This window comes from Pantoea sp. UBA6567, assembly GCF_002434165.1.
Classification (GTDB): domain Bacteria; phylum Pseudomonadota; class Gammaproteobacteria; order Enterobacterales; family Enterobacteriaceae; genus Pantoea; species Pantoea eucrina.
Window position 1 is genome coordinate 155,338 of the sequence record NZ_DJJN01000004.1, and the last position, 20,630, is coordinate 175,967.

General features: G+C 57.0%; 17 protein-coding genes. 12 read left to right on the forward strand and 5 right to left on the reverse strand.

Annotated elements, in window-relative coordinates; all coding sequences use genetic code 11:
• Nucleotides 1–60: 60 nt before the first annotated feature.
• Nucleotides 61–846: an MBL fold metallo-hydrolase gene (locus B4M48_RS04115; protein ID WP_040113500.1), complete on the reverse strand. Its 786-nt coding sequence runs from the start codon at nucleotides 844–846 to the stop codon at nucleotides 61–63.
• A gap of 34 nt (nucleotides 847–880) precedes the next feature.
• The gene (locus B4M48_RS04120) at nucleotides 881–1,213 is read right to left on the reverse strand and encodes a gamma-glutamylcyclotransferase family protein (RefSeq protein WP_040113499.1); all 333 of its coding nucleotides are present in this window, start codon (nucleotides 1,211–1,213) and stop codon (nucleotides 881–883) included.
• A gap of 183 nt (nucleotides 1,214–1,396) precedes the next feature.
• Here B4M48_RS04120 and B4M48_RS04125 point away from each other — a divergent pair, with 183 nt between their 5' ends.
• From B4M48_RS04125 to B4M48_RS04170, 10 genes are all read left to right on the forward strand, one after another.
• Nucleotides 1,397–2,371: an XdhC family protein gene (locus tag B4M48_RS04125; protein WP_040113498.1), complete on the forward strand. Its 975-nt coding sequence runs from the start codon at nucleotides 1,397–1,399 to the stop codon at nucleotides 2,369–2,371.
• Nucleotides 2,372–2,556: 185 nt separating this feature from the next.
• Nucleotides 2,557–3,045, forward strand: a complete 489-nt coding sequence (locus B4M48_RS04130; RefSeq protein ID WP_071668343.1) for a (2Fe-2S)-binding protein — start codon at nucleotides 2,557–2,559, stop codon at nucleotides 3,043–3,045.
• Complete coding sequence (locus B4M48_RS04135; RefSeq protein WP_040113496.1) at nucleotides 3,042–4,034, forward strand: FAD binding domain-containing protein; 993 nt, start codon at nucleotides 3,042–3,044, stop codon at nucleotides 4,032–4,034. The genes B4M48_RS04130 and B4M48_RS04135 overlap by 4 nt, the downstream gene beginning before the upstream one ends.
• A gap of 12 nt (nucleotides 4,035–4,046) precedes the next feature.
• Nucleotides 4,047–6,308, forward strand: a complete 2,262-nt coding sequence (locus tag B4M48_RS04140) for a xanthine dehydrogenase family protein molybdopterin-binding subunit (protein ID WP_113655334.1) — start codon at nucleotides 4,047–4,049, stop codon at nucleotides 6,306–6,308.
• Nucleotides 6,309–6,361: 53 nt separating this feature from the next.
• The gene (locus B4M48_RS04145; RefSeq protein WP_040113881.1) at nucleotides 6,362–6,784 is read left to right on the forward strand and encodes a thiol-disulfide oxidoreductase DCC family protein; all 423 of its coding nucleotides are present in this window, start codon (nucleotides 6,362–6,364) and stop codon (nucleotides 6,782–6,784) included.
• A gap of 422 nt (nucleotides 6,785–7,206) precedes the next feature.
• A complete protein-coding gene (locus B4M48_RS04150; protein ID WP_288656030.1) occupies nucleotides 7,207–7,920 on the forward strand; it encodes a bacteriorhodopsin in 714 nt (237 codons plus the stop codon).
• Nucleotides 7,917–8,729 carry a beta-carotene 15,15'-dioxygenase, Brp/Blh family gene (locus tag B4M48_RS04155; RefSeq protein WP_104085651.1) on the forward strand — a complete coding sequence of 271 codons (813 nt, stop codon included), beginning with the start codon at nucleotides 7,917–7,919 and terminating at the stop codon, nucleotides 8,727–8,729. Before B4M48_RS04150 ends, B4M48_RS04155 begins: the two co-directional genes overlap by 4 nt.
• A gap of 371 nt (nucleotides 8,730–9,100) precedes the next feature.
• Nucleotides 9,101–10,294, forward strand: a complete 1,194-nt coding sequence (fdhA, locus tag B4M48_RS04160) for a formaldehyde dehydrogenase, glutathione-independent (protein WP_071668338.1) — start codon at nucleotides 9,101–9,103, stop codon at nucleotides 10,292–10,294.
• A 257-nt stretch (nucleotides 10,295–10,551) separates the two neighbouring features.
• Nucleotides 10,552–10,830, forward strand: coding sequence for a type II toxin-antitoxin system RelE/ParE family toxin (locus tag B4M48_RS04165; protein WP_040113494.1), 279 nt, complete (start codon nucleotides 10,552–10,554; stop codon nucleotides 10,828–10,830).
• Nucleotides 10,830–11,135, forward strand: a complete 306-nt coding sequence (locus B4M48_RS04170) for a HigA family addiction module antitoxin (RefSeq protein ID WP_040113493.1) — start codon at nucleotides 10,830–10,832, stop codon at nucleotides 11,133–11,135. The genes B4M48_RS04165 and B4M48_RS04170 overlap by 1 nt, the downstream gene beginning before the upstream one ends.
• Nucleotides 11,136–11,609: 474 nt before the next feature.
• Here B4M48_RS04170 and B4M48_RS04175 read toward each other — a convergent pair whose 3' ends face one another.
• The 3 genes from B4M48_RS04175 to malT all read right to left on the reverse strand — a co-directional run bounded on the left by B4M48_RS04175 (nucleotide 11,610) and on the right by malT (nucleotide 15,851).
• On the reverse strand, nucleotides 11,610–12,341 hold the full coding sequence (locus tag B4M48_RS04175; RefSeq protein ID WP_040113492.1) for a YoaK family protein: 732 nt from the start codon (nucleotides 12,339–12,341) through the stop codon (nucleotides 11,610–11,612).
• A gap of 198 nt (nucleotides 12,342–12,539) precedes the next feature.
• Nucleotides 12,540–13,067: a phenolic acid decarboxylase gene (locus B4M48_RS04180; protein WP_040113491.1), complete on the reverse strand. Its 528-nt coding sequence runs from the start codon at nucleotides 13,065–13,067 to the stop codon at nucleotides 12,540–12,542.
• 81 nt (nucleotides 13,068–13,148) lie between these two features.
• Entirely contained in the window at nucleotides 13,149–15,851 is a 2,703-nt protein-coding gene (gene malT / locus B4M48_RS04185; RefSeq protein WP_071668334.1) for an HTH-type transcriptional regulator MalT, read from the reverse strand.
• Between the two features lie 275 nt (nucleotides 15,852–16,126).
• Here malT and malP point away from each other — a divergent pair, with 275 nt between their 5' ends.
• Both malP and malQ read left to right on the forward strand, forming a co-directional pair.
• Nucleotides 16,127–18,529: a maltodextrin phosphorylase gene (malP, locus tag B4M48_RS04190; RefSeq protein ID WP_040113489.1), complete on the forward strand. Its 2,403-nt coding sequence runs from the start codon at nucleotides 16,127–16,129 to the stop codon at nucleotides 18,527–18,529.
• Between the two features lie 8 nt (nucleotides 18,530–18,537).
• A complete protein-coding gene (gene malQ / locus B4M48_RS04195; protein WP_286876632.1) occupies nucleotides 18,538–20,592 on the forward strand; it encodes a 4-alpha-glucanotransferase in 2,055 nt (684 codons plus the stop codon).
• The last annotated feature ends 38 nt before the right edge of the window (nucleotides 20,593–20,630 follow it).

Below are 20,630 nucleotides of genomic sequence, written 5' to 3' on the forward strand. Positions count from 1 at the left end.
CAGACGTCTGTACATCCATAATTAACAGGTGGCTTATGCTTTTACTGCATAAGTTATGCGCTACTTCAGGCAGTTGAGATAGCGCTGCGCGGAACGTGCGACGGCGCTATCGGCATCCTGCAGGATCTCACGGCCGTCAAATGCGCCGTAAAGCTGGGCAAAATGCCGGTTCTGCAACCGCTGCATCATGTCGCGCACCACCCGGGCAGAGAGCGGCAGCATATTGGGATAGCTCCACATAAACGAGACGGCATCCGCGCCTGGCGTTACCTGCAAAATATCGCCACTCAGCATTACCCCCGAATCACGCTGCCAGTGCAGCACCGTGCCACCGGCAAAATGGCCGCCAAGACGCAGCAGCGTGATGCCTGGCAGCAGGGCATGCTCCTCCTCCTGCCATAAACGGATCCACGGGCTGTCGCGCATAATCCACGCTTTGTCGCTGGCATGCAGCCAGATCGGTGCGCTGAATGCGGCGGCCCAGTCCTGCATCGTGGTGTAGTAGTGGGGATGAGAGATGGCTATCGCCTGCAATCCTCCCAGCGCATGGATCAGCGTTTCGGTGGCGTCATCCAGATGGGCGATGCAGTCCCAGAGAATATTGCCGTGCGGAGTGCAAAGCAGAAAGGCGCGCTGATTAATGCCAAATGCCGGCACGCTCTGCAGCGAAAGCAGTCCGGGCAGGTGCTGCTGCCATCGGTTGGTATGTGCGGCGCGTAAATCCGCCTGCGCTATCCAGCGCTGTCCGCCTGGCGGAATAAACTGGCGCTCATCTTCACAGACGGGACAGCGCCGGGGAGACGGTTCGGCGTAAGAGGTGCCGCAGGCAGTACAGAGCGTAATCATAATCTCTCCTTATCAGCTGATCCGATAAGGATAGTTACTCTGTCGCGGGCTGCAGCTCGTAAACCCAGGCGCTAATCTGCTCACCCCGGTCGGTGGTCACGGCGACCGGCACGCGATCGTATCCCTCTTCAAACGCGTCGAGCATCGGCCAGTGCGCGTCGAGATGCGGCGAGAAAAACAGATAGCCCGGTACGCGCGCGCCCTCCGGTGAGAGCACCACGCCGGGAAAGTCCGCGGCAGCGCCCCAGCCCCGCGCATAATAGGTGCCGCTGACGCTGCCGGCCAGCCACTCGCCGCCTATCTGCTCCAGAAGCCAGGCGTTATCGTGCCCGGGCTGCAGCGTACCGTAGACAAACAGAGGTTTCATACCACTCCTGTAAAGGGTTGCGTTATACGAACCGGCTATTGTGACGCAGCGGGCGGGGCCGGTAAACGTCACGGGCGGGAAAAATTTCGCGCCGATTAGACGAAACGCCAAATGTGACATTTACTCATAGGAAGATTCAGGTCCCTGCAGGTAAAAAAGGGGGACATTACGACGGAGCAATTCATGTATCACCTTGATGTGCAGGTTCTTGAAACCGCGCAGCACTGGGCAGAAGCACATCCGGTATGGCTTTGTACCGTACTGAGCACCTTTGGCTCCTCGCCGCGTCCGCCGGGCGCCATGATGGCGATCCGCGCCGATGGACACTTCTGCGGCTCGCTCTCCGGCGGCTGTGTGGAGGAGGATTTTCGCCAGCGCATAGCAGCAGATGCTTTCAGCGAGGCGAGCGCTGTTGTGCGCTATGGCGATGGCGGGCTGACGCCTGACCGGGCACTGCCATGCGGCGGCGTGCTGGATATTCTGGTGGAAAAGCTGCCGCAGGGAGCGGCATCCATTCACTATCTGCGTCAGATGCACGATGCGCTGGTTCGGGCCGAAGCCATCAGTAAAACGCTGCTGCTGCCGCACCCCTGCGCCGGCATAGAGACGCACCCCTATACGCAGCAGACCGCAGCGCACATTACTGGCAACCAGGTTACGCTGACGCTCTCTGCGCCGCCGCGCCTGATTATCGCCGGTCTCTCCAGCGTAGGCATTTACTGCGCCAACTTTGCGCAGGCGCTGGGGTTTGAGACGCTGGTCTGCGAGCATCGCGATGAGGTGCTGGAGAATATGGGTGCGGAGTTACAGGCTGGCGTGCGGATTATACGCTGTTTTCCGGCCCGTTATCTGGAGCGTGAGGGGTGTCACAGCGCAACGGCGATTCTGTCACTGACCCACGATCCGCGAATCGATGACCTGACGATGATGGAAGCGGTGATGCTGCCGGCATTTTACCTCGGCGCGATGGGCTCGAAGCGCAACAGCAGCCGGCGGCTGTCGCGTCTGGCGGAGATCGCCGGACTGACCCCTGAGCAGCTGACGCGCATTCACGCGCCGGTGGGGCTGGATATTGGCAGCAAAACGCCGGCAGAAATCGCACTATCGATTATGGCGGACATTGTGCGCCATAAAAATGGCCTTGCAGCACGCCAGTAAGCCCGTTCCGGCAGCCATAGCCCTTTGCGCTATGGCATTTTTGCGCTAATCCCCCACAAAGTTTGTACTTTTTTCTGACAACGCCTTCCGAAATGCGCTCAGCGTCTAGACTTAGCGGGTGCGCACGCTATTAAGAGATCCTAAACGCGCATCCCGATCGATTCTTTCACTATTGGAAATGAGCCATGTCAGAAAACATACAACTGCACCTCGAAGTCAATGGGCAGCCCATTGAACTTAGCGTCGACCCGCGCGTGACGCTGCTGGACGCGCTGCGTGAACACCTGACGCTGACCGGTACAAAAAAGGGCTGCGATCAGGGCCAGTGCGGCGCCTGTACCGTGCATATCAATGGCAAGCGGGTGCTGAGCTGCCTGACGCTGGCTGTACAGGCCAACGGGCAGCAGGTCACCACTATTGAAGGTCTGGCGCGACCTGATGGCACGCTGCATCCGGTTCAGGCGCGTTTTCTGGAGCATGACGCGTTTCAGTGCGGCTACTGCACGCCGGGGCAGATCATGTCTGCCGCCGCCTGCATTGCCGAAGGACATGCCGGATCTGCCGATGAGATCCGGGAATATATGAGCGGTAATCTTTGCCGCTGCGGTGCTTATCCTAATATCGTCGACGCTATTCAGCAGGCCGCCGCCGATCTCAGTTCGGAGGCGCGATGAATCCGTTTGACTACCTTGCGGCGAGCAGCCCTGAACAGGCGCTGCAGCAGAAGCAGCGTGCCAGCAGCCGGTTTCTGGCAGGGGGCACCACGCAGATTGACTTAATGAAATGTGACGTGGAACAGCCTGCAGCGTTGGTGGATATCAGCGGCCTGCAGGAGATGCGTGAAATTGCGTTCAGCTCTGACAGCCTGCGCATTGGCGCGCTGACGCGCATGAGTGAACTGGAGCATCACGCAGAGTGTCAGCGTGAAGCGCCGGCGATTTATCACAGCCTGTGGCAGGCGGCGTCGCCGCAGCTGCGTAACATGGCCACCATCGGCGGCAACCTGCTGCAGCGTACCCGCTGCGTTTACTTCCGCGATCCGCATACGTTCAGCGCCTGTAATAAGCGCAATCCGGGCTCGGGCTGCGCCGCGCTGGAGGGCATTAACGGCAACCACGCCATTCTGGGTACCAGTGACAGCTGTATTGCGGTTTATCCGGGCGATCTGGCTGTCGCACTGACCGCCTTTGATGCCGTGGTTATCGTGCGCAATGCCGCACAGCGGGAGCGCCGTATCCCGATCGATCAGTTCTATCTGCTGCCCGGCGATACGCCGCATCTCGAGCACGATCTCGCCAGCGATGAGATGATTATCGCGGTGGAACTGCCGCGCACCGCCGCGCTTAAACATTCGCACTACCTGAAGGTGCGCGATCGCAGCTCGTATGAGTTTGCTGCCGCCAGCGCTGCTGTCGGTATTGAGCTGGATGGCGACCGGATCCGCGACGTGCGTATCGCCGTCGGCGGCGTGGCGACAAAACCCTGGCGGGCGCAGCAGGTGGAAGGGGCGCTGCGCGGCCAGCCGTTTGATGAACAGACGCTGCGTCGTGCCGCAGAGCGTATCGTGCAGGATGCGAAAACTCTGCCGCAGAATCAGCACAAAAAAGTGCTGACACCGCGCGTGATTGCACGTGCACTACTTCAGGCTGGCGGCAAGGCGTAACGGGGAAATTGTATGGACAAGCAGGAACAGAACTATCAGGCACTCGGTGCCGGACGCAGTCGGGGCGACGGCGTGGTGAAAGTCACCGGCGCCGCGCGCTATGCGGCGGAGTATCAGCCTGAGAATATGCTGTATGGCGTGGTGGTGCAGTCCACTATCGCCAGCGGCCGGATGACGGATATTGACACCGCAGAGGCGGAACAGCAGCCTGGCGTAGTGGCGATTTATACCCATCTCAATCCGCTGAAGATCAACAAGCCCACCGCCATTGCTGACGGCGGCGCGGCGCAGTCTACCTACACACCGCTGCAGGATGACAAAATCATTCATAACGGTCAGAACATCGGGCTGGTGGTGGCAGAAACGTTTGAGCAGGCGACCTGGGCTGCCAGCCTCGTGAAAGTGCGCTATGAGGAAGCGAAGCCGCTGGTCTGGATGGACGATCCGGCAGCAGAGCGCCAGGAGAGCGCTACCGTTGAAATGGGTAATGCGCAGCAGGCGATGGCGCAGGCAGAAGTGAAAATCAAAAGCTGCTACGCCACACCGCGTGAATATAACATGCCGATGGAACCGCACGCCTGCATCGCCTCATGGCAGGATAATGCGCTCACGGTATGGGAGCCAAGCCAGTGGGTGATGGGAGCACAGACTGAAATAGCTGAATGGCTCGGCATTGAGCAGCAGCAGGTTCGGGTGATTTCTCCCTATGTGGGCGGCGGTTTTGGATCAAAACCTGTGCCCTATACCCATGTGGCGCTGGCCTGCGTGGCATCGCGCGCGCTGACGCGTCCGGTGAAAGTGGCGCTGTCGCGCCCGCAGACCTTTACCGGACTGGGCGGTCGTCCGGCGACGCAGCAGACTATTGAGATGGGTGCCGCACAGGATGGAAAACTGCTGGCGATCCTGCATGAAGGACTGAGCGATACCTCGCTCATTGACACGTTCGCGGAAGGGACAAACAAAGTCACCGGACGTATCTACGATGTGCCAAACGTCTATTCGCGTCATTATGTGGCTGCTATCAACACCGTTACGCCAGGCTGGATGCGTGCGCCCGGCGAGAACCCGAGCGCGTTCGGACTTGAGGTGGCGATGGATGAGATGGCCTATGCGCTGGGTATCGATCCGCTGGAGCTGCGTCTGCGCAACTATGCAGAACAGGATCCGCAGGAAAATCTGCCGTGGAGTACGCGCCGTCTGAAAGAGGCTTACAGCGCAGCGGCTGAAGCGTTCGGCTGGAAAGATCGCACTATGGCACCGCGCTCAATGCGCGAAGGCCGCGAGCTGATTGGCTGGGGCATGGCAACGGCAACCTATCCGGTAAACAAAGCCCCGGCTGAGGCGCGCCTGATCCTCAACAGTCAGGGTGAGCTGGTGGTGCAGAGTGCAGGTGCTGATATCGGCACCGGAACCTACACCATTCTGGCGCAGACAGCGGCAGAAGTGCTCTGTCTTGACTCTACCCGCATTAAAGTCGAACTGGGTGATACCCGGCTGCCGCGTGCCGGCGTTGCGGGCGGTTCGCAGCTGGCCGGCAACCTGACCGGTGCCGTGCATAAGACGGCGGTGGCGCTGCGTGACCGGCTCTACGCGCTGGCAGGTGCTTCTTCAGATGCGCCGTTCCCGCAGACCGACGCTGAGCAGCTGACGCTCTGCGCAGGAGGCGTGTGCCTGAAAGGTCAGCCGGAGCGGGCGGTATCGCTGGGCGATCTGGTGCGGCTGAGCGGTGAAGAGACGCTGGCGGTAACGGACGGTACCTTTAAGCCGGACGAAAGTGCAGAGGAGCGTGATAAAGCGGTGCACTCGATGTCGCGGATGACCACGCCGGAAGAATTTTCTTCACACAGCTGGGGTGCCCAGTTTGTTGAAGTGCGCGTTGACGAGGATTTCGGTACGGTGCGCGTCAGACGTATGGTCTCTGCCTTTGACAGCGGACGGCTTTATAATCCGAAACTGGCGCGCAGCCAGTGGATTGGCGGAATGGTGATGGGGCTCGGGCAGGCGCTGCTGGAGGGTGGAGCGGTCGATCCGCGTAACGCCCGCATCGTGAACAATAATCTCGCCGATTATCTGATTGCGGTTAACGCTGACGTACCGGAAATTATCACTATCGACGTGGGTGAGCCGGATCATCACGCCACGCTGATGGGCGGAAAAGCCGTGGGCGAACTGGGTATTGTGGGTATGGCTGCGGCCATCAGTAATGCTGTTTATCACGCAACCGGCAAGCGCATTCGCGATCTGCCGCTTTCCCTGGAGAAGTTGATCGATTAATGCAGGCTGGCGGCGTCAGGAGGATGCCGCCGCTTCATCCCGTGGGCGCTTACATGACTATTCCCTATCTCAGGCCTGGTGAACAGGTAGTGCTTTACGACGGCGTGTGCAAACTCTGCAATGGCTGGGTGGCATTTTTGCTGCGACACCGGCTGGATCGGCGGGTACGGTTTGCCACCGTGCAGAGTGAGGAGGGCAAAACGTTGCTGCGTCATGTCAGCATGCCCGTTGACGATATCCGCACCATCGTGCTGATTGGTGAAAACGGACACTGGCTGCGCGCCCAGGCAATCTGTCGCGTAATAAAAAACCTTCACAGTCGCTGGCGTATTTTTGCGCTGCTGCGTTATTTCCCCGATGCGGTAAGCAACGCGATATATAACCTTATTGCCCGCAACCGCTATCGCCTTTTTGGCCGCTATGACGACGTTAAGCACCTCTCTCCCGACTTCCCCGAAAGGTTTATTGCACGCTAAAGCAGCGTTATTGCTTTGATAGCAGAAAATGAAAATCAGAGATGCAGGTAAATAAATTTCCTGCATCAATCCCTTTTGTGCACTACATCAGGCTGGTGCAGCAGCACCTATTTATATTTTTGATTTTAAAGTAAATTAATTAACTTTCTGTTTCATTAAACCGCAATTGTCTATTTTGTATACTCTTCTTTACATAAAAAATTACATTTTATGCCTGATTAAAAACAAATAATATCCCGCGGAGGACGATACTTTTTGCCAGTTCTTTCTCCTGAAGACCATCATGGCTTTGAATAATGGCACAATACAAATAGCGCCATATACTTTAAGCGTATTCTCTCCCGGAATATAACATTACCTTTTAATTTTCTATGGCAGCGCAGCGGGCGTGATAATGACGCCGCTGTACAGGAGCAATCAACATGGATCAGACTGCATTTCTCATTGGATTTTCAGTGATGGCGCTTGCATCACTGGCGATTTACGCCACCGGCAGTAAAACGTTTCCCTCCCGTCACCACACCCTGATGCATGCATCAGTGCCTTTTATTGCCGCTACGGCGTATCTGGCAATGGCGTTTGGCTATGGCAACCTCACCCTGGACAGCGGCACGACGGTCTATATGGCGCGTTATGCTGACTGGTCTGTGACCACGCCGATTCTGCTGGCGGGGCTGGTTATGCTGGCCTTTCATGAGCATGGCAAGCCAGGCGAGATGGGCGGCTTTCTGACCGCTATTATCGTGCTGGATGTGATGATGATTGTGACCGGTCTTGTCTCCTCGCTGGCGGAAACCGCAGCAGGAAAATGGATCTGGTATTTCTGGTCCTGCGCTGCATTCCTCGGCGTGATCTATCTGCTGTGGGGGCCGCTGCGTACGATGGCGGCGGAGCGGGGCAGCGCACTGGCAGGCGCCTACAACAAAAACGTGGCGCTGCTGACGGTGGTCTGGTTTATCTATCCGGTGGTATTTCTGATCGGGCCGGAAGGGCTGAAGATCATTTCTGATCCTGCTTCAATCTGGGCATTTCTGATTCTCGATATTATCGCCAAAGTTTTCTACGCCTTTTACGCGGCGGCGAATCTGGAAAAAGCGTTGCGCTACGCAAAACGCGATGGTGCCGTGCGGGTATGATCCTGCGGCAGCATACCGGCTGGCTGACGCTCTGGGGGGCAGCTCTGGCTGCCTCTTTCAGCCCGCTGCCGGTTCAGCTGCTGTTTGCCGTCGTGGCCATTGGCATTATCGGCATGGCGCACGGTGCAAGCGATCTTGAGATTGTCAGGCGCGAACAGCAGTGCGCTTTTCTGGCAGGTTACGGCGTAGTGATTGTGCTGTGCCTGTTCTGGTGGCACTGGCGTCCGGCAATCGCGCTACCGGGCTTTCTGCTCGCCTCTGCCATCCATTTTGCGCTGGAAGATGCGCCGCACGGCTCTCTGGCTGAACGACTGGCGCGCGGCATCAGTCTGATTGCAACGCCTGCCGCGCTGCATCTGACAGCGTACAGAACGATTTTACATCAGGCCGGGCTGGCATCTGCCATGCCGGATAGCGTGACTGCGGGTCTGGCTATAGCGGGCGGCTTTACCGCCGCAGCGCTGTTGCTGACAGGCATTGTACGGCGCGACAGGCGTCTGCTGGCCGGGACGCTGGCATTGCTGCTTCTGCCGCCTTTTGTCGGTTTTTCTGTAGGCTTTCTGATCCTGCATGCGCTACCGCAGACCCGCGAACGGCGCGATTTGCTGGGGTTCAGACATTACGCTGACTACCTGCGTGCCGTCTGGCCGGTGCTGACGGCAGCTATTTTGCTGGCGGTACTGATCATGTTTATGATGCAGCCCACCGATACCGCCGGCGTGCGTTCACTGTTTGCCGCGCTGGCCGCGCTCGCTATCCCGCATTTACTGATCACGCCATGGTTTGAGAAACCGCCGCACCGTAAATAATGCGTGCCATTCATTACGCTATCTTCTATTCAAATATAAGCAGGAAAATGGCAGGTGAGATAATAATAATTCCCTGCCCGAATAACTGTTTTAATTAATAGCGTATCACTGTGCGACATTGTACTGTCAGTTTGCGACATAACGCGGATATTTCAAAATTAATATATTTATCTACATGTATTTAATGGGTTTTCCTGTATATCCACTTGTTGCATTCATGAAGCCAGTCACAACTCCGGCACGCGTAATCCATTCCCTGTTTAATTACGCACTATTGCGTATTAGATTTAACGCGTCATCACTCTTTATTATCTTACGGTTTCGTAAGTGTCCGGCAGTTAATGTGCATATCAACATATAATGGAGATTTTATGGGCGCAAATTCCAACCGCGGTGTGGTGTATCAGGGGCCAGGTAAAGTCGAGGTGCAGGATATTGCCGATCCGGTCTTTGCTAATCCGGCCGGCAAGAAGATTGGGCACGCCGTGATCCTGAAAGTGCTCTCCACCAATATCTGTGGCTCAGATCAGCATATGGTGCGCGGACGTACCACCGCGCCTGCGGGTATGGTGCTCGGCCATGAAATTACCGGTGAAATTATCGAAAAGGGCGCTGACGTTGAGATGCTTAACGTCGGTGATATTGTCTCTGTGCCGTTTAACGTTGCCTGCGGGCGCTGCCGGTGCTGCCGTGAACTCGATACCGGCGTCTGCCTGACAGTCAATCCGGCACGCGCGGGCGGCGCGTTTGGCTATGTTGATATGGGCGGCTGGGTAGGCGGGCAGGCGAAATATGTGATGGTGCCCTATGCGGACTTTAACCTGCTGAAATTCCCTGACCGTGACCAGGCACTGGCGAAAATTCTGGATCTGACCATGCTGTCAGACATTTTACCGACCGGGTTTCACGGTGCGATCAATGCGGGTGTGGGCGTCGGCTCAACCACCTATGTTGCAGGCGCCGGTCCGGTTGGTCTGGCCGCGGCGGCATCAGCACAGATCCTCGGTGCGGCGGTGGTAATGGTAGGTGACTTCAACAAAGAGCGTCTGGAGCACGCCAGGAAAATGGGCTTTGTGCCGATCGACCTGAGTCAGCATGACCGCCTGGGAGAGATGGTTGCGCAGGTCACTGGTACGCCGGAAGTCGATTCAGCTATCGACGCCGTCGGATTTGAAGCGCGCGGCCATTCTGGCAAGGAGCAGCCGGCGGTGGTGCTGAATCAGATGATGGAGATCACCCGCGTGGCCGGTAATATCGGCATTCCGGGTCTGTATGTGACGGAAGATCCGGGCGCGCACGATAAATCAGCACAAGAAGGCTCCCTGAGCCTGAAGTTTGGTCTCGGCTGGTCTAAAGCGCAGTCGTTCCATACCGGGCAAACCCCGGTGGTACGTTACAACCGGCAGCTGATGAACGCCATCCTGCACGATCGTTTGCCGATTGCGAAAATCGTTAATGCCAAAGTGATCCCGCTTGAAGAAGCGGCGCAGGGGTACGCTCAGTTTGACGCCGGCGTTGCCGCCAAATATGTGCTGGATCCGCACGGCATGCTGACGGCAAAATAGTCTGGTGCAGATAAACTTATCCGGCAAGGTGTAAGGCACGCGCGAATATGCGCTGTGCCTTACACGCGTTTAAGTGCGCATAATCATGATTATGTTAAATGCACTATCTTTTTAGTTCATCTGTAGCCCCGCTAGTCCAGACAATTATTCTCCCTTTTTATCTTAACGTTCATCTCTTAAATTACACGCCATGAGATGTTGCTTACCATGCAACACATGCTATAGTGTTCCCTGTTAAGCAACACTGGGATACAAGGATGATCAAAACCTGGCTACATAAAGGACTTGAAGAATTTTATACAACCGGCTCTACCCGCAAGATTAACGCAGCTCATGAGAAGCGGCTACGTATGCGCCTGAGGGTAATTGACCTGGCTGAGAAAATTGAGGATATGAACCTTAGTGGCTACAGGTTGCATCCTCTTAAAGGTGACAGACAAGGTATCTGGTCTATCACGGTGACAGGAAACTGGCGAATCACTTTTGAATTCAAAGATGGTGACGCCTATATTCTGAATTATGAGGATTATCATTAATGACTATGCACAACCCCCCGCACGCGGGTGAAATCATTGCCGATATTATGGAAGATCTTCAGATCGGTATCAGAGAACTGGCACGTGCTTTAGCTGTAGCCCCCTCTACCGCTTCAAGAATAGTATCGGGAGCAACGGCGGTAACGCCAGAGATGGCGATCAAATTATCGGCCGTGATTGGCAGTACGCCTGCGATGTGGCTGCGCATTCAGGCCGCTTATGATTTAGAGCGGGCAGCCAAAACTGTTGACCTCTCGGTTCTGAATACCAGCTTCAAGCCTGACCCGCTGCAGGGTGTCAACTGAAGCCTGTGGGCAACGTGAGCAGCTGGTGTTAATTGCTCATTCACTCCGTTATCACGCGCGCCGTTTCACTGAAGGCAAGAGCTTAAGCAGAAATGAGTGAAACACGATATCTTTCTTCTACTGCAACCTGCCTGCGGATAAACGCTGCAGAGAAAATTGTTCGGGCACGGCGTGCATATCCCAATACCTTAGCGATTATGTTTGTTTACTCCCCGCGTAGTGCTCAGTGAGAACAGCGGCTGTCACTGCTAATGATCTTTTATGTACATAAGTTCATATAATGGGACTTATATGAACTTATAAAGAGGGTATTGACGGGAGTTGTGATGATGGACGTGGCGCTTCAGCTCAAAAAACCGGCGTCGCTACGTGAATTCTGCAGGTATTGCAGCACTGGTTACCCTGCAGAATTCACCCAGCGTTGCCGGTTTTATCAGCAAAAAACAGCACCGGAGTGCTGTGTAGTTTGTCGGGTTACCAGAAACGTACGCCGGTAAGATGCAGCGTACGGGCGATGCCGCCTGCTGCAATCAGCGAAAGCGCGATTCCCAGCATAGCCATTGCGTTAAAGCCAAAGTGCCGGAACAGCAGATAGCCCGCCACGCAGCCGGTAAGAAAAGAGAAGATGGTTACAAGGTGGGTATAAAGAAGCTTGCGATGCAGATGGCGCTCCCCCGCTTCGCTGCTGCTGAACGTTGCCCGCAGAAACGAGCCCAGCGCAATACCGGCATCGGTCAGCGTACCGGTTACGTGCGTTGAGCGTACGCGACCAGACGAGAGCTGTGTCGAGGTGGAATTATGGATCCCCATCAGCAGGCCGAGCGTGACAAGGATTTCACCGTTGTTACGTTCTGAGTACCACAGGATCTCCACCACTGACGTCAGTAGCAGAAGCAGTCCCTCAATGAAAAGCACCTGACAAAAAATGGTCCTGATATTGCGTTTAAGCCCCCAGGCAACCGTCAGGCGCGCGATCATTGAGCCGGTGACAAATGCCAGAATTAAGCCGGCCAGAAACAGCAGATCCTGCAGATCGGAGCCTGAAACTTCAGCGGAGATTTGGGAGGTGTTACCGGTCATATGGGAGGGGAAAAAACCAAAAGCACCGAATGCCATGGCGTTAAGTATACCTGCAGTGGTCGCCAGCGTGAGCGCCAGCAGGCGATCTTCGCTGTGCGAACGTAACTTCTTTTTTCTCAGCAGCATCCTTCTCTTACCTCACAGCGTAAAGGCACATAATGTTAGCGTAGCGCACTATTGAGCATAGCGAAGTCTGGCAAGGATGCCTGTAACCAACTGCTTTTAATAGTTAATAATGTCAGGAAATGAAAACTTATATTGATAACCGGAACAACCCGCAGTAAGTGACGCTGTCACTTAAAGTGGGAGATTCCGGTTATAGCGTTATTTATTTTCAAAGTAATTTGCCGGCATCTGTCCCGGTGCCATGTTGATCACGTCGTCATTGTCCGGCCCCTCATTTTTCATATAAGTGACCTGAGCAAATTCCGGGATAATAATATAGGGATAGGCCGGTCCCTCGTCACGAAAACGCTGCATATCTTCAATGAATTCATTCTGATAACAGATCGTTTTTTCCGGATGCTGCCCCTCCCCGGCGATCCACTGCGGGAAAAAAATCGTACCGTGAATAAGTTTACGTTCGAGATCAAACAGCAGGCTTACGCAGGTGCCGGTGGGTTCATGCCAGTCAACCTTATAGATACCGGGCGCAAACTGCACCGCATGCATCTTCTGATGAGTAACCCAGCGGCCTCCTACCAGCCCCTGATGAATGCGGTAGTCGCAGGTGGTTGCATTGCGGGCATACCACTCATATTTCCAGCCGTTGTCGTAGGTATAAACAAAGTGGGTTCCGATAAATGCAGACAGATCGCTGGCCTGTTCTGTCGCTGATGCGATTGAACTCATGCTTCACCTCACCAATGGGTAAAAAAAGCGTACTGGTAAGGTATAGCGCGTAATACGGGATTGCGTATCGCTTAACGACGTTTACACATACCCCATTAGTCTCAACATCGACCGCGCTTCGTGCATGGCTTCATTGCGATGGGTCACTCCCAGCTTCTGATAGAGGTTGCGGATATGGGTTTTGATGGTGGTAGCGGCGACATCAAGCTCGCCGGCAATCTGCTCATTGCTGTAACCGGAATAGATCAGACCCAGCACCTGCCATTCGCGCTGCGTCAGTGGGCTGGTGCGGACCAGCTCCGGAACATCGGGGTGGTTGAGTAAACGGCTGACAAAGCCCTCATCAAAATGGGCAAATTTATGCCGGTGATACTTATTAATTTCGTGCAGGATGCGGCGGGCGCGATGTTCATCTATCTCTTCCAGCACCGAAAGCTGCAACAGCTGCCGCAGCTGCTGCGCCATGATCTCGCCCTCAATCACAAACTGACTCATAAACCCTGTACTGCGCGCCAGCTTCAGGGCGGCAATCAGCACCCGCTGTGCATCGGGTTTACGATTAGTCTGCCAGTAAAGCTGATTAAGCAGCAGCAGGTTGCTGTTAAAATCGCTGGTGAGCTGAAGCGTCCGGGCATTCTCATTCAGCTCATCCAGAATCACTTCCGCCTGAATCAGATCGCCCGCCAGAAGCTGTGCCCGCGCCACGTTACGCCACTGCTCCTGTAAGAAGTGATTATTGGCGCTGGCCGGCCGGGAGGTAACGCGCAGCCACTGACTGGCGCTGGCGCTATCCCCGGTCAGCTGCCAGTAAAGGATACGCGCTTTATCCGCGTTGGCGATCCAGTCGATATGCAGCGTGCCATTATTGAGCAGATTCTCCAGACGGGTAATGTGCGACCGGGCATTATCCAGATTACCCCGCGCCAGCGAGCACTGGATCAGCAGTCCCAGACACTGGATCTGCTGCTGCGGAGGAAAGCCGCGCAGTACCTGCATACCACTGCGAGCCGCCTGTTCGGCTTCATCAAGCCGACCCCAGGCCCAGAATAGCTGCGCGCGAATGCGTAACAGAAACTCATGCAGCGGAAATTGTGCGAGATGCTGTTCGTGAACCAGACGAAACGCCTTTTCCTGCATCTCCCATGCCGATTGTAAAAATCCCTGCGCAAACAGAATCTCGCTCTGCTGGATCAGGCTCCAGAGAACGTAGTGCCAGGTCTCTTCTTGCCGCGCCATCTGCTCTGTCTGACGCATCAGCGCCAGTGAATCAGCCAGCTCTCCTTTACAGTGCATGACCTCACCATGGACAGAGGTCGCGACAATGCGGCTGTAGCTTTTCGACGCCGGCAGCAGCTGCAGAGCAAGACGCGCCAGCTGCGCGGCCTCTTCCGCATTGCCATCGTTAATGGCCACCTGAGCGCGTATTGCGTGCAGCTCGCCCTGCAGAGAGGCATCCATCTCACAGCAGCGCTGCTGTTCAAACTGCGCCAGCAGGCTGTTAACTTCGGAAAAACGATGCTGGCTCTGCATCAGCCACGCCTGCAGCAGCACCAGCTCCGGGTTTTCCAGCAACAGTGGCCATGGCAGCACCCGCAGGGAAGACTCCAGCAGCGCCAGTTCGCTTTGATTAAACAGGGTCCAGGCGTGCTCCAGCAGCACGTCGCGCAGCATATCGGTATCACCCGAGGCCAGGGCATGGTGGATCGCCTCGCCCGGGAAACCCTGCCTCATCCAGCCTCGCGCCGCCGCACGATGCAGGGCCGGCAGCTCCGCGCTAAGCTCCCACTGACAGCGCTGGCGCAGAAAACTGCCAAACAGCGGATGGTAGCTGAACCACTCGCCCGCATTATCCATGCGCTGCAAAAACAGCCCCTGCCGCTCAATCTCCTCCAGCCGCATGCGGCCATTATCTTCACCCGTGACTGACGTCACGAGGGCATCATTCATCGAGCGCAGCAGCGCACTCTTCAGCAGGAACTGGCGGGTATCGGCATCGACAGTATCCAAAACCTCCTCAACCAGATAATCGGTGAGATGGCTGGCGTTGATGCCTGATAAACGGCGCGCGGAGTCCTGCGCTGAGCCTGCGCCCTGCCGGGCTGAGATAGCAATCAGCTGCAGTGCGGTCGCCCAGCCAGCCACATCATCACACAGCTGGTCGCTCTCTTCACCGGGCAGTGGCGCCTGCAGCCGGTTATCAAAAAATTGTTTAGCTTCATCGTGCGTAAAGGCGAGCTGCTGGCTGCTCAGCTCCAGCAGCTGTTCACGCACGCGCAGATTGGCGATGCCCAGCTGTGGCAGACCGCGCGACAGCACCACCAGGGTCAGATTTTCCGGCTGATGCTTCAGAAAAAAGCGCATCGCCTCATGAATAACCGGATTGGTAATATGATGGTAATCGTCAATAACCAGCCAGGCCGGACGCTGATAGTCAGCCAGCTCAATAAACAGCTGCGAGAAAAGCGCATTGAGATTAACGTAGTGCCGCTTTTGCGCCAGTGATTCACTGCGGCTGCAGCTGCCCTGAGTGGCCTGCTGCAGCGCAGCAATCAGATAGTCAGCAAACCGTTCCGGCTGATTATCCCCCTCATCCAGCGAATACCAGCCCAGGTCGCGCTTTTCTGCCGCCCACTGCGAAATCAGCGTGGTTTTACCGTACCCTGCGGGACTGGTAATCAGCACTAACCGGTAAACGGCGGCGGCATTCAGTTTCTGCAGCAGACGGCTACGGACCACCATGGCGTCATGGCGCACAGGACGACTCAGTTTTGACGGGATCAACATCGACGCACGCTCCTCCGTTAACGTCTGCGCAGTATTATTTTACGCTTCGTAATTATTCGACATACACGTTATCCATACGCCATCTTAATGCAAGCGAACTCAGCAGCGCGGCTTAACAAAAGCGAGGGGTATCACACTCCTGTCACGCTTTCGGAGTTTCCTTACCCTCTCCTCCCTCTCTATCCTCCTGCCTGAATAGTGCCGGGGAGGAGGAGATACACAACCGGCGCAGGCAAAATGCACGCTGACCTCTTCCTCTGACGGATGCTTAAGCCATGACCCAGTTACCTTTTGATTCCGACCGTTTTTCTGCTGCCCTGACGCGACAGTGGCAGCGCTTTGGCCTGCCCGACGCGCAGGCGATGAGCCGGCAGCAGTGGTGGCATGCCCTGAGCGGTGCGCTTGCCGAACTGCTGGCTGAACTGCCCGCGCAGCCGGCAGCGGGACCGCAGCGCCACGTTAACTATATTTCGATGGAGTTTCTCACCGGCCGTCTGACCGGCAATAACCTGCTTAACCTCGGCTGGTACCCGGCGCTGAACGATTTGCTGCAGCAACAGGGGCAGTCGCTGAGCGATGTGCTGGAACAGGAGATCGATCCGGCGCTGGGAAACGGCGGTCTGGGCCGCCTGGCCGCCTGTTTTCTCGATGCGATGGCAACCACGGGTCAGCCCGCTATCGGTTATGGCCTCAATTATCAGTACGGACTGTTCCGGCAGCATTTCAGCGACGGCGCGCAGCAGGAGCGGCCGGATGACTGGGGGCGAAATCGCTACCCCTGGTTTCGCCATAATGCGGCGCTGACAGTAACGGTTAATCTGGGCGGCAAGGTGAAAACTGAGCAGGGAAAAAACCGCTGGATCCCGGCGTTTCAGCTGCAGGGTGAGGCCTGGGATCTGCCGGTTGTGGGTTACCAGAACGGGGTGGTTCAGCCGCTGCGCCTGTGGCAGGCGAGCCACGCGCAGCCATTTGACCTGCAGCGGTTCAATAACGGCGATTTTTTGCGGGCGGAAAAGCAGGGCATTGATGCAGAGAAGCTGACTAAAGTGCTCTACCCTAACGATAACCATCAGGCGGGTAAGAAACTGCGCCTGATGCAGCAATATTTCCAGTGCGCCTGTTCGCTGGCGGATATTCTGCGCCGCCATCAGCAGGCGGGTCACGCTATTGACACGCTGGCCGATCGCGAAGTCATTCAGCTCAACGATACGCATCCCACTCTGGCGATTCCGGAACTGATGCGCCTGCTGCTGGATGAGTATGATTTCAGCTGGGAAAGCGCCTGGCAGCTGACGCAGCGCACCTTCGCCTATACCAACCACACGCTGATGCCGGAGGCGCTGGAGTGCTGGGATCTGACGCTGTTCCGTACCCTGCTGCCGCGCCACATAATGATTGTGAATGCCATCAATGCGGCACTTAAGCAGCAGGTTGAGGCGCAGTGGCCCGGTAATGCTGCCATCTGGGCCAGACTGGCGGTGGTGCATAATCATCAGGTGCGTATGGCTAACCTCTGCGTGGTGACCTGTTTTGCCGTTAACGGCGTTGCTGCCCTGCACTCAAAACTGGTGACAGAGGATCTTTTTCCGGAATATCACGCGCTCTGGCCGGCGAAATTCCACAATGTGACAAACGGCGTGACGCCGCGCCGCTGGATCAACCAGTGCAACCCGGCACTGGCTGCACTGATCGACCGCTCGCTGAATAAACCCTGGCTGACCGATCTCGACGCGCTGCGCGCGCTGGAGCCGCTGGCAGAGGACGCCTCATTCCGCGCAGAATATCGCGCCATCAAACAGCAGAACAAATGCGATCTGGCACAGTGGGTGGAACAGAAAACCGGCATTGTGATCAATCCGGACGCGCTGTTTGATGTACAGATAAAACGGCTGCATGAGTACAAGCGTCAGCATCTGATGCTACTGCATATTATTGCGCTGTGGCAGACGCTGGTCAGCGATCCGCAGGCCAACCTGGCGCCGCGCGTGATGCTGTTTGGCGCAAAAGCTGCACCTGGTTACGCGCTGGCCAAAAATATTATCTATGCCATTAACAAAGTTGCCATGACGATAAATGCTGACCCGCGCGTGGGCGATCGGCTGAAAGTGGTGTTTATCCCGGACTATAACGTCTCGGTCGCAGAAAGGCTGATCCCGGCAGCCGATCTCTCGGAACAGATCTCCACGGCCGGCAAAGAAGCGTCAGGCACCGGCAATATGAAACTGGCGCTGAACGGCGCCCTGACTATCGGTACGCTGGATGGCGCTAACGTGGAGATTGCCCGCGAGGTTGGCGACGAGAACATCTTTATCTTTGGCCATACCGTGGAGCAGGTCAGCGCGCTGAAGAGCGCGGGCTACGCCCCGGCAGTCTGGCGCAAAAAAGATAAACAGCTGCATCAGGTGCTGACGGCGCTGGAGGATGGCACGTTTAGCGACGGCGATTGCACGGCATTTGATGCGCTGGTGAAAAGTCTCGGGGCGGAGGGTGGCGATCCTTATCTGGTACTGGCCGATTTCCGTCACTATCTCAATGCGCAGCAGGATGCAGAAAAACGCTGGGCCGATAGTGAAGCCTGGACCCGCGCGGCGATCCTGAATACCGCACGCTGCGGCATGTTCAGCGCCGATCGCGCTATTCGTGACTATCAGCAACGAATCTGGCAGGCGGTGCGCTGAAGATGACAATGACAACGCTTACTCCGGCAGCGCTGATCGCGCCGGAATATATTGATGCTCACGGCAGGCCGCGCCGCATTCCGGCCGCCACCGAGCAGTGGCTGCACACGATCATACAGCCGCCTCTCGCTACACCGTCAGCGCTGCCCCCGGTAGCAATTTTTCGTGGCGGAGAAGCCGTGGTAGTAGAGCCAGCGCTGAGCGGGGCGGCAGCATGGGAGCTGACCAGTGAAGCGGGCGAGCGCTGGTCAGGTGAGTGCCAGCCTGGTGAAACGCTGCGGTTGCCGGCACTGCCGGAAGGCTATCATCAGCTGACCCTGACGCAGCCGGCGCTGCTGTCGCGCTGCAGCCTGATTGTTGCGCCACCGCGCTGCTATGAGCCACCGGCATTGCTGGCCGGCGACAAGCTCTGGGGCTGCTGCGTGCAGCTCTATACGCTACGATCGCAGCATAACTGGGGCATCGGTGACTTTGGCGATCTGCGCCAGATGGCGGCAGAGATCGCGCAGCGCGGCGGCGCATTTATCGGGCTTAATCCGCTGCACGCCCTCTTTCCGGCTAATCCTGAGGGTGCCAGCCCTTACAGCCCCTCCTCGCGCCGCTGGCTGAATGTGCTCTATATCGACGTCAATAGCGTGGAGGATTTCAGACTCAGTGAGGCGGCGCAGGCGTGGTGGCAGCAGCCTGATACCCAACAGCGGCTTGCGGCCGCGCGTGACAGCGAATACGTGGATTACGCCGCCGTTACCGCGCTAAAGCTGGCGGGCTTACGCCTTGCCTGGAGACAGTTCAGGCGACGTTCGCCGGATGAACCGGTAATGCAGGAATTTGATGCGTTTGTTAAAGCGGGCGGACAGAGCCTGCTGAGTCAGGCGTTGTTTGATGCGCTGCAGGCGCACCAGCGCGCCAAAAATCCTGCGCTGTACGGCTGGAAAAGCTGGCCGGAAGCGTATCAGCATCCCGACAGCGCCGCCGTGCTGGCGTTTCGTATTGAACATAGCGACGAAGTACGCTTTTACCTCTGGCTGCAGTGGCTGGCTGCCTCTCAGTTCGCGGCCTGCTGGTCCGTGTGCTGCGCGCAGCAGATGCCGGTTGGCCTCTACCGCGATCTGGCGGTGGGCGTCGCGCAGGATGGCGCAGAGACCTGGCGCGAACGCGATCTCTATTGTCTGCAGGCCAGCGTGGGTGCGCCGCCCGATATTCTGGGGCCGCTGGGGCAAAACTGGGGGCTGCCACCGATGGATCCGCAGATCCTGACAATGCGTGCGTTTACCCCGTGGATCGATCTGCTGCGGGCCAATATGCGCGACTGCGGCGCGCTGCGCATTGATCACGTAATGGCACTGCTGCGCCTCTGGTGGATCCCGCAACATGAGAAGGCCGCTGAGGGCGCCTACGTTCACTATCCGGTTGATGCCCTGCTGGCCATTCTTGCGCTGGAGAGCCAGCGCCATCGCTGTATGGTGATAGGTGAGGATCTGGGCACCGTACCGGAAGCGATTGTCGCTAAGCTGCGCGACAGCGGCGTCTACTCCTACAAAGTGCTCTACTTTGAGCAGACGGCAACGCGCGCGTTTCGCGCGCCGGAAGCCTGGCCACGGCAGGCGATGGCGGTTGTCACCACGCATGATATGCCTACCCTGCGCGGCTGGTGGCAGAGTGATGACTTAACGCTGGGCAGCAGGCTGGGACTCTATCCGGATAAAGCGATCCTGGCGGGTCTGTACCGCGAGCGCGCGGCGGCAAAAAAGGCGCTGCTGCATACGCTGCAGCAGCAGGGAGCGCTGGCACACCGCTATCCGCTTCAGCGCGGCCGTGCGCCCATGCGCCGCGCGATAAACCGTGCGGTTCACCGCCTGGTGGCGGCCAGTAACAGCGCCCTGCTTGGCCTGCAGCCGGAGGAGTGGCTCGATATGGATCGGCCGGTAAACGTGCCCGGTACGGTGGACAGTTACCCTAACTGGCGCCGCAAGCTCACGCTGTCGCTGGAGGCGATGTTTACGGATGAAGGGATTACGCACCTGCTGCAGGAGGTCAGTCACGTGCGTCAGCGGCACCCCTGATCAGACGCCCCGGACCGGGGCGGTTTCTGCAATAAAAA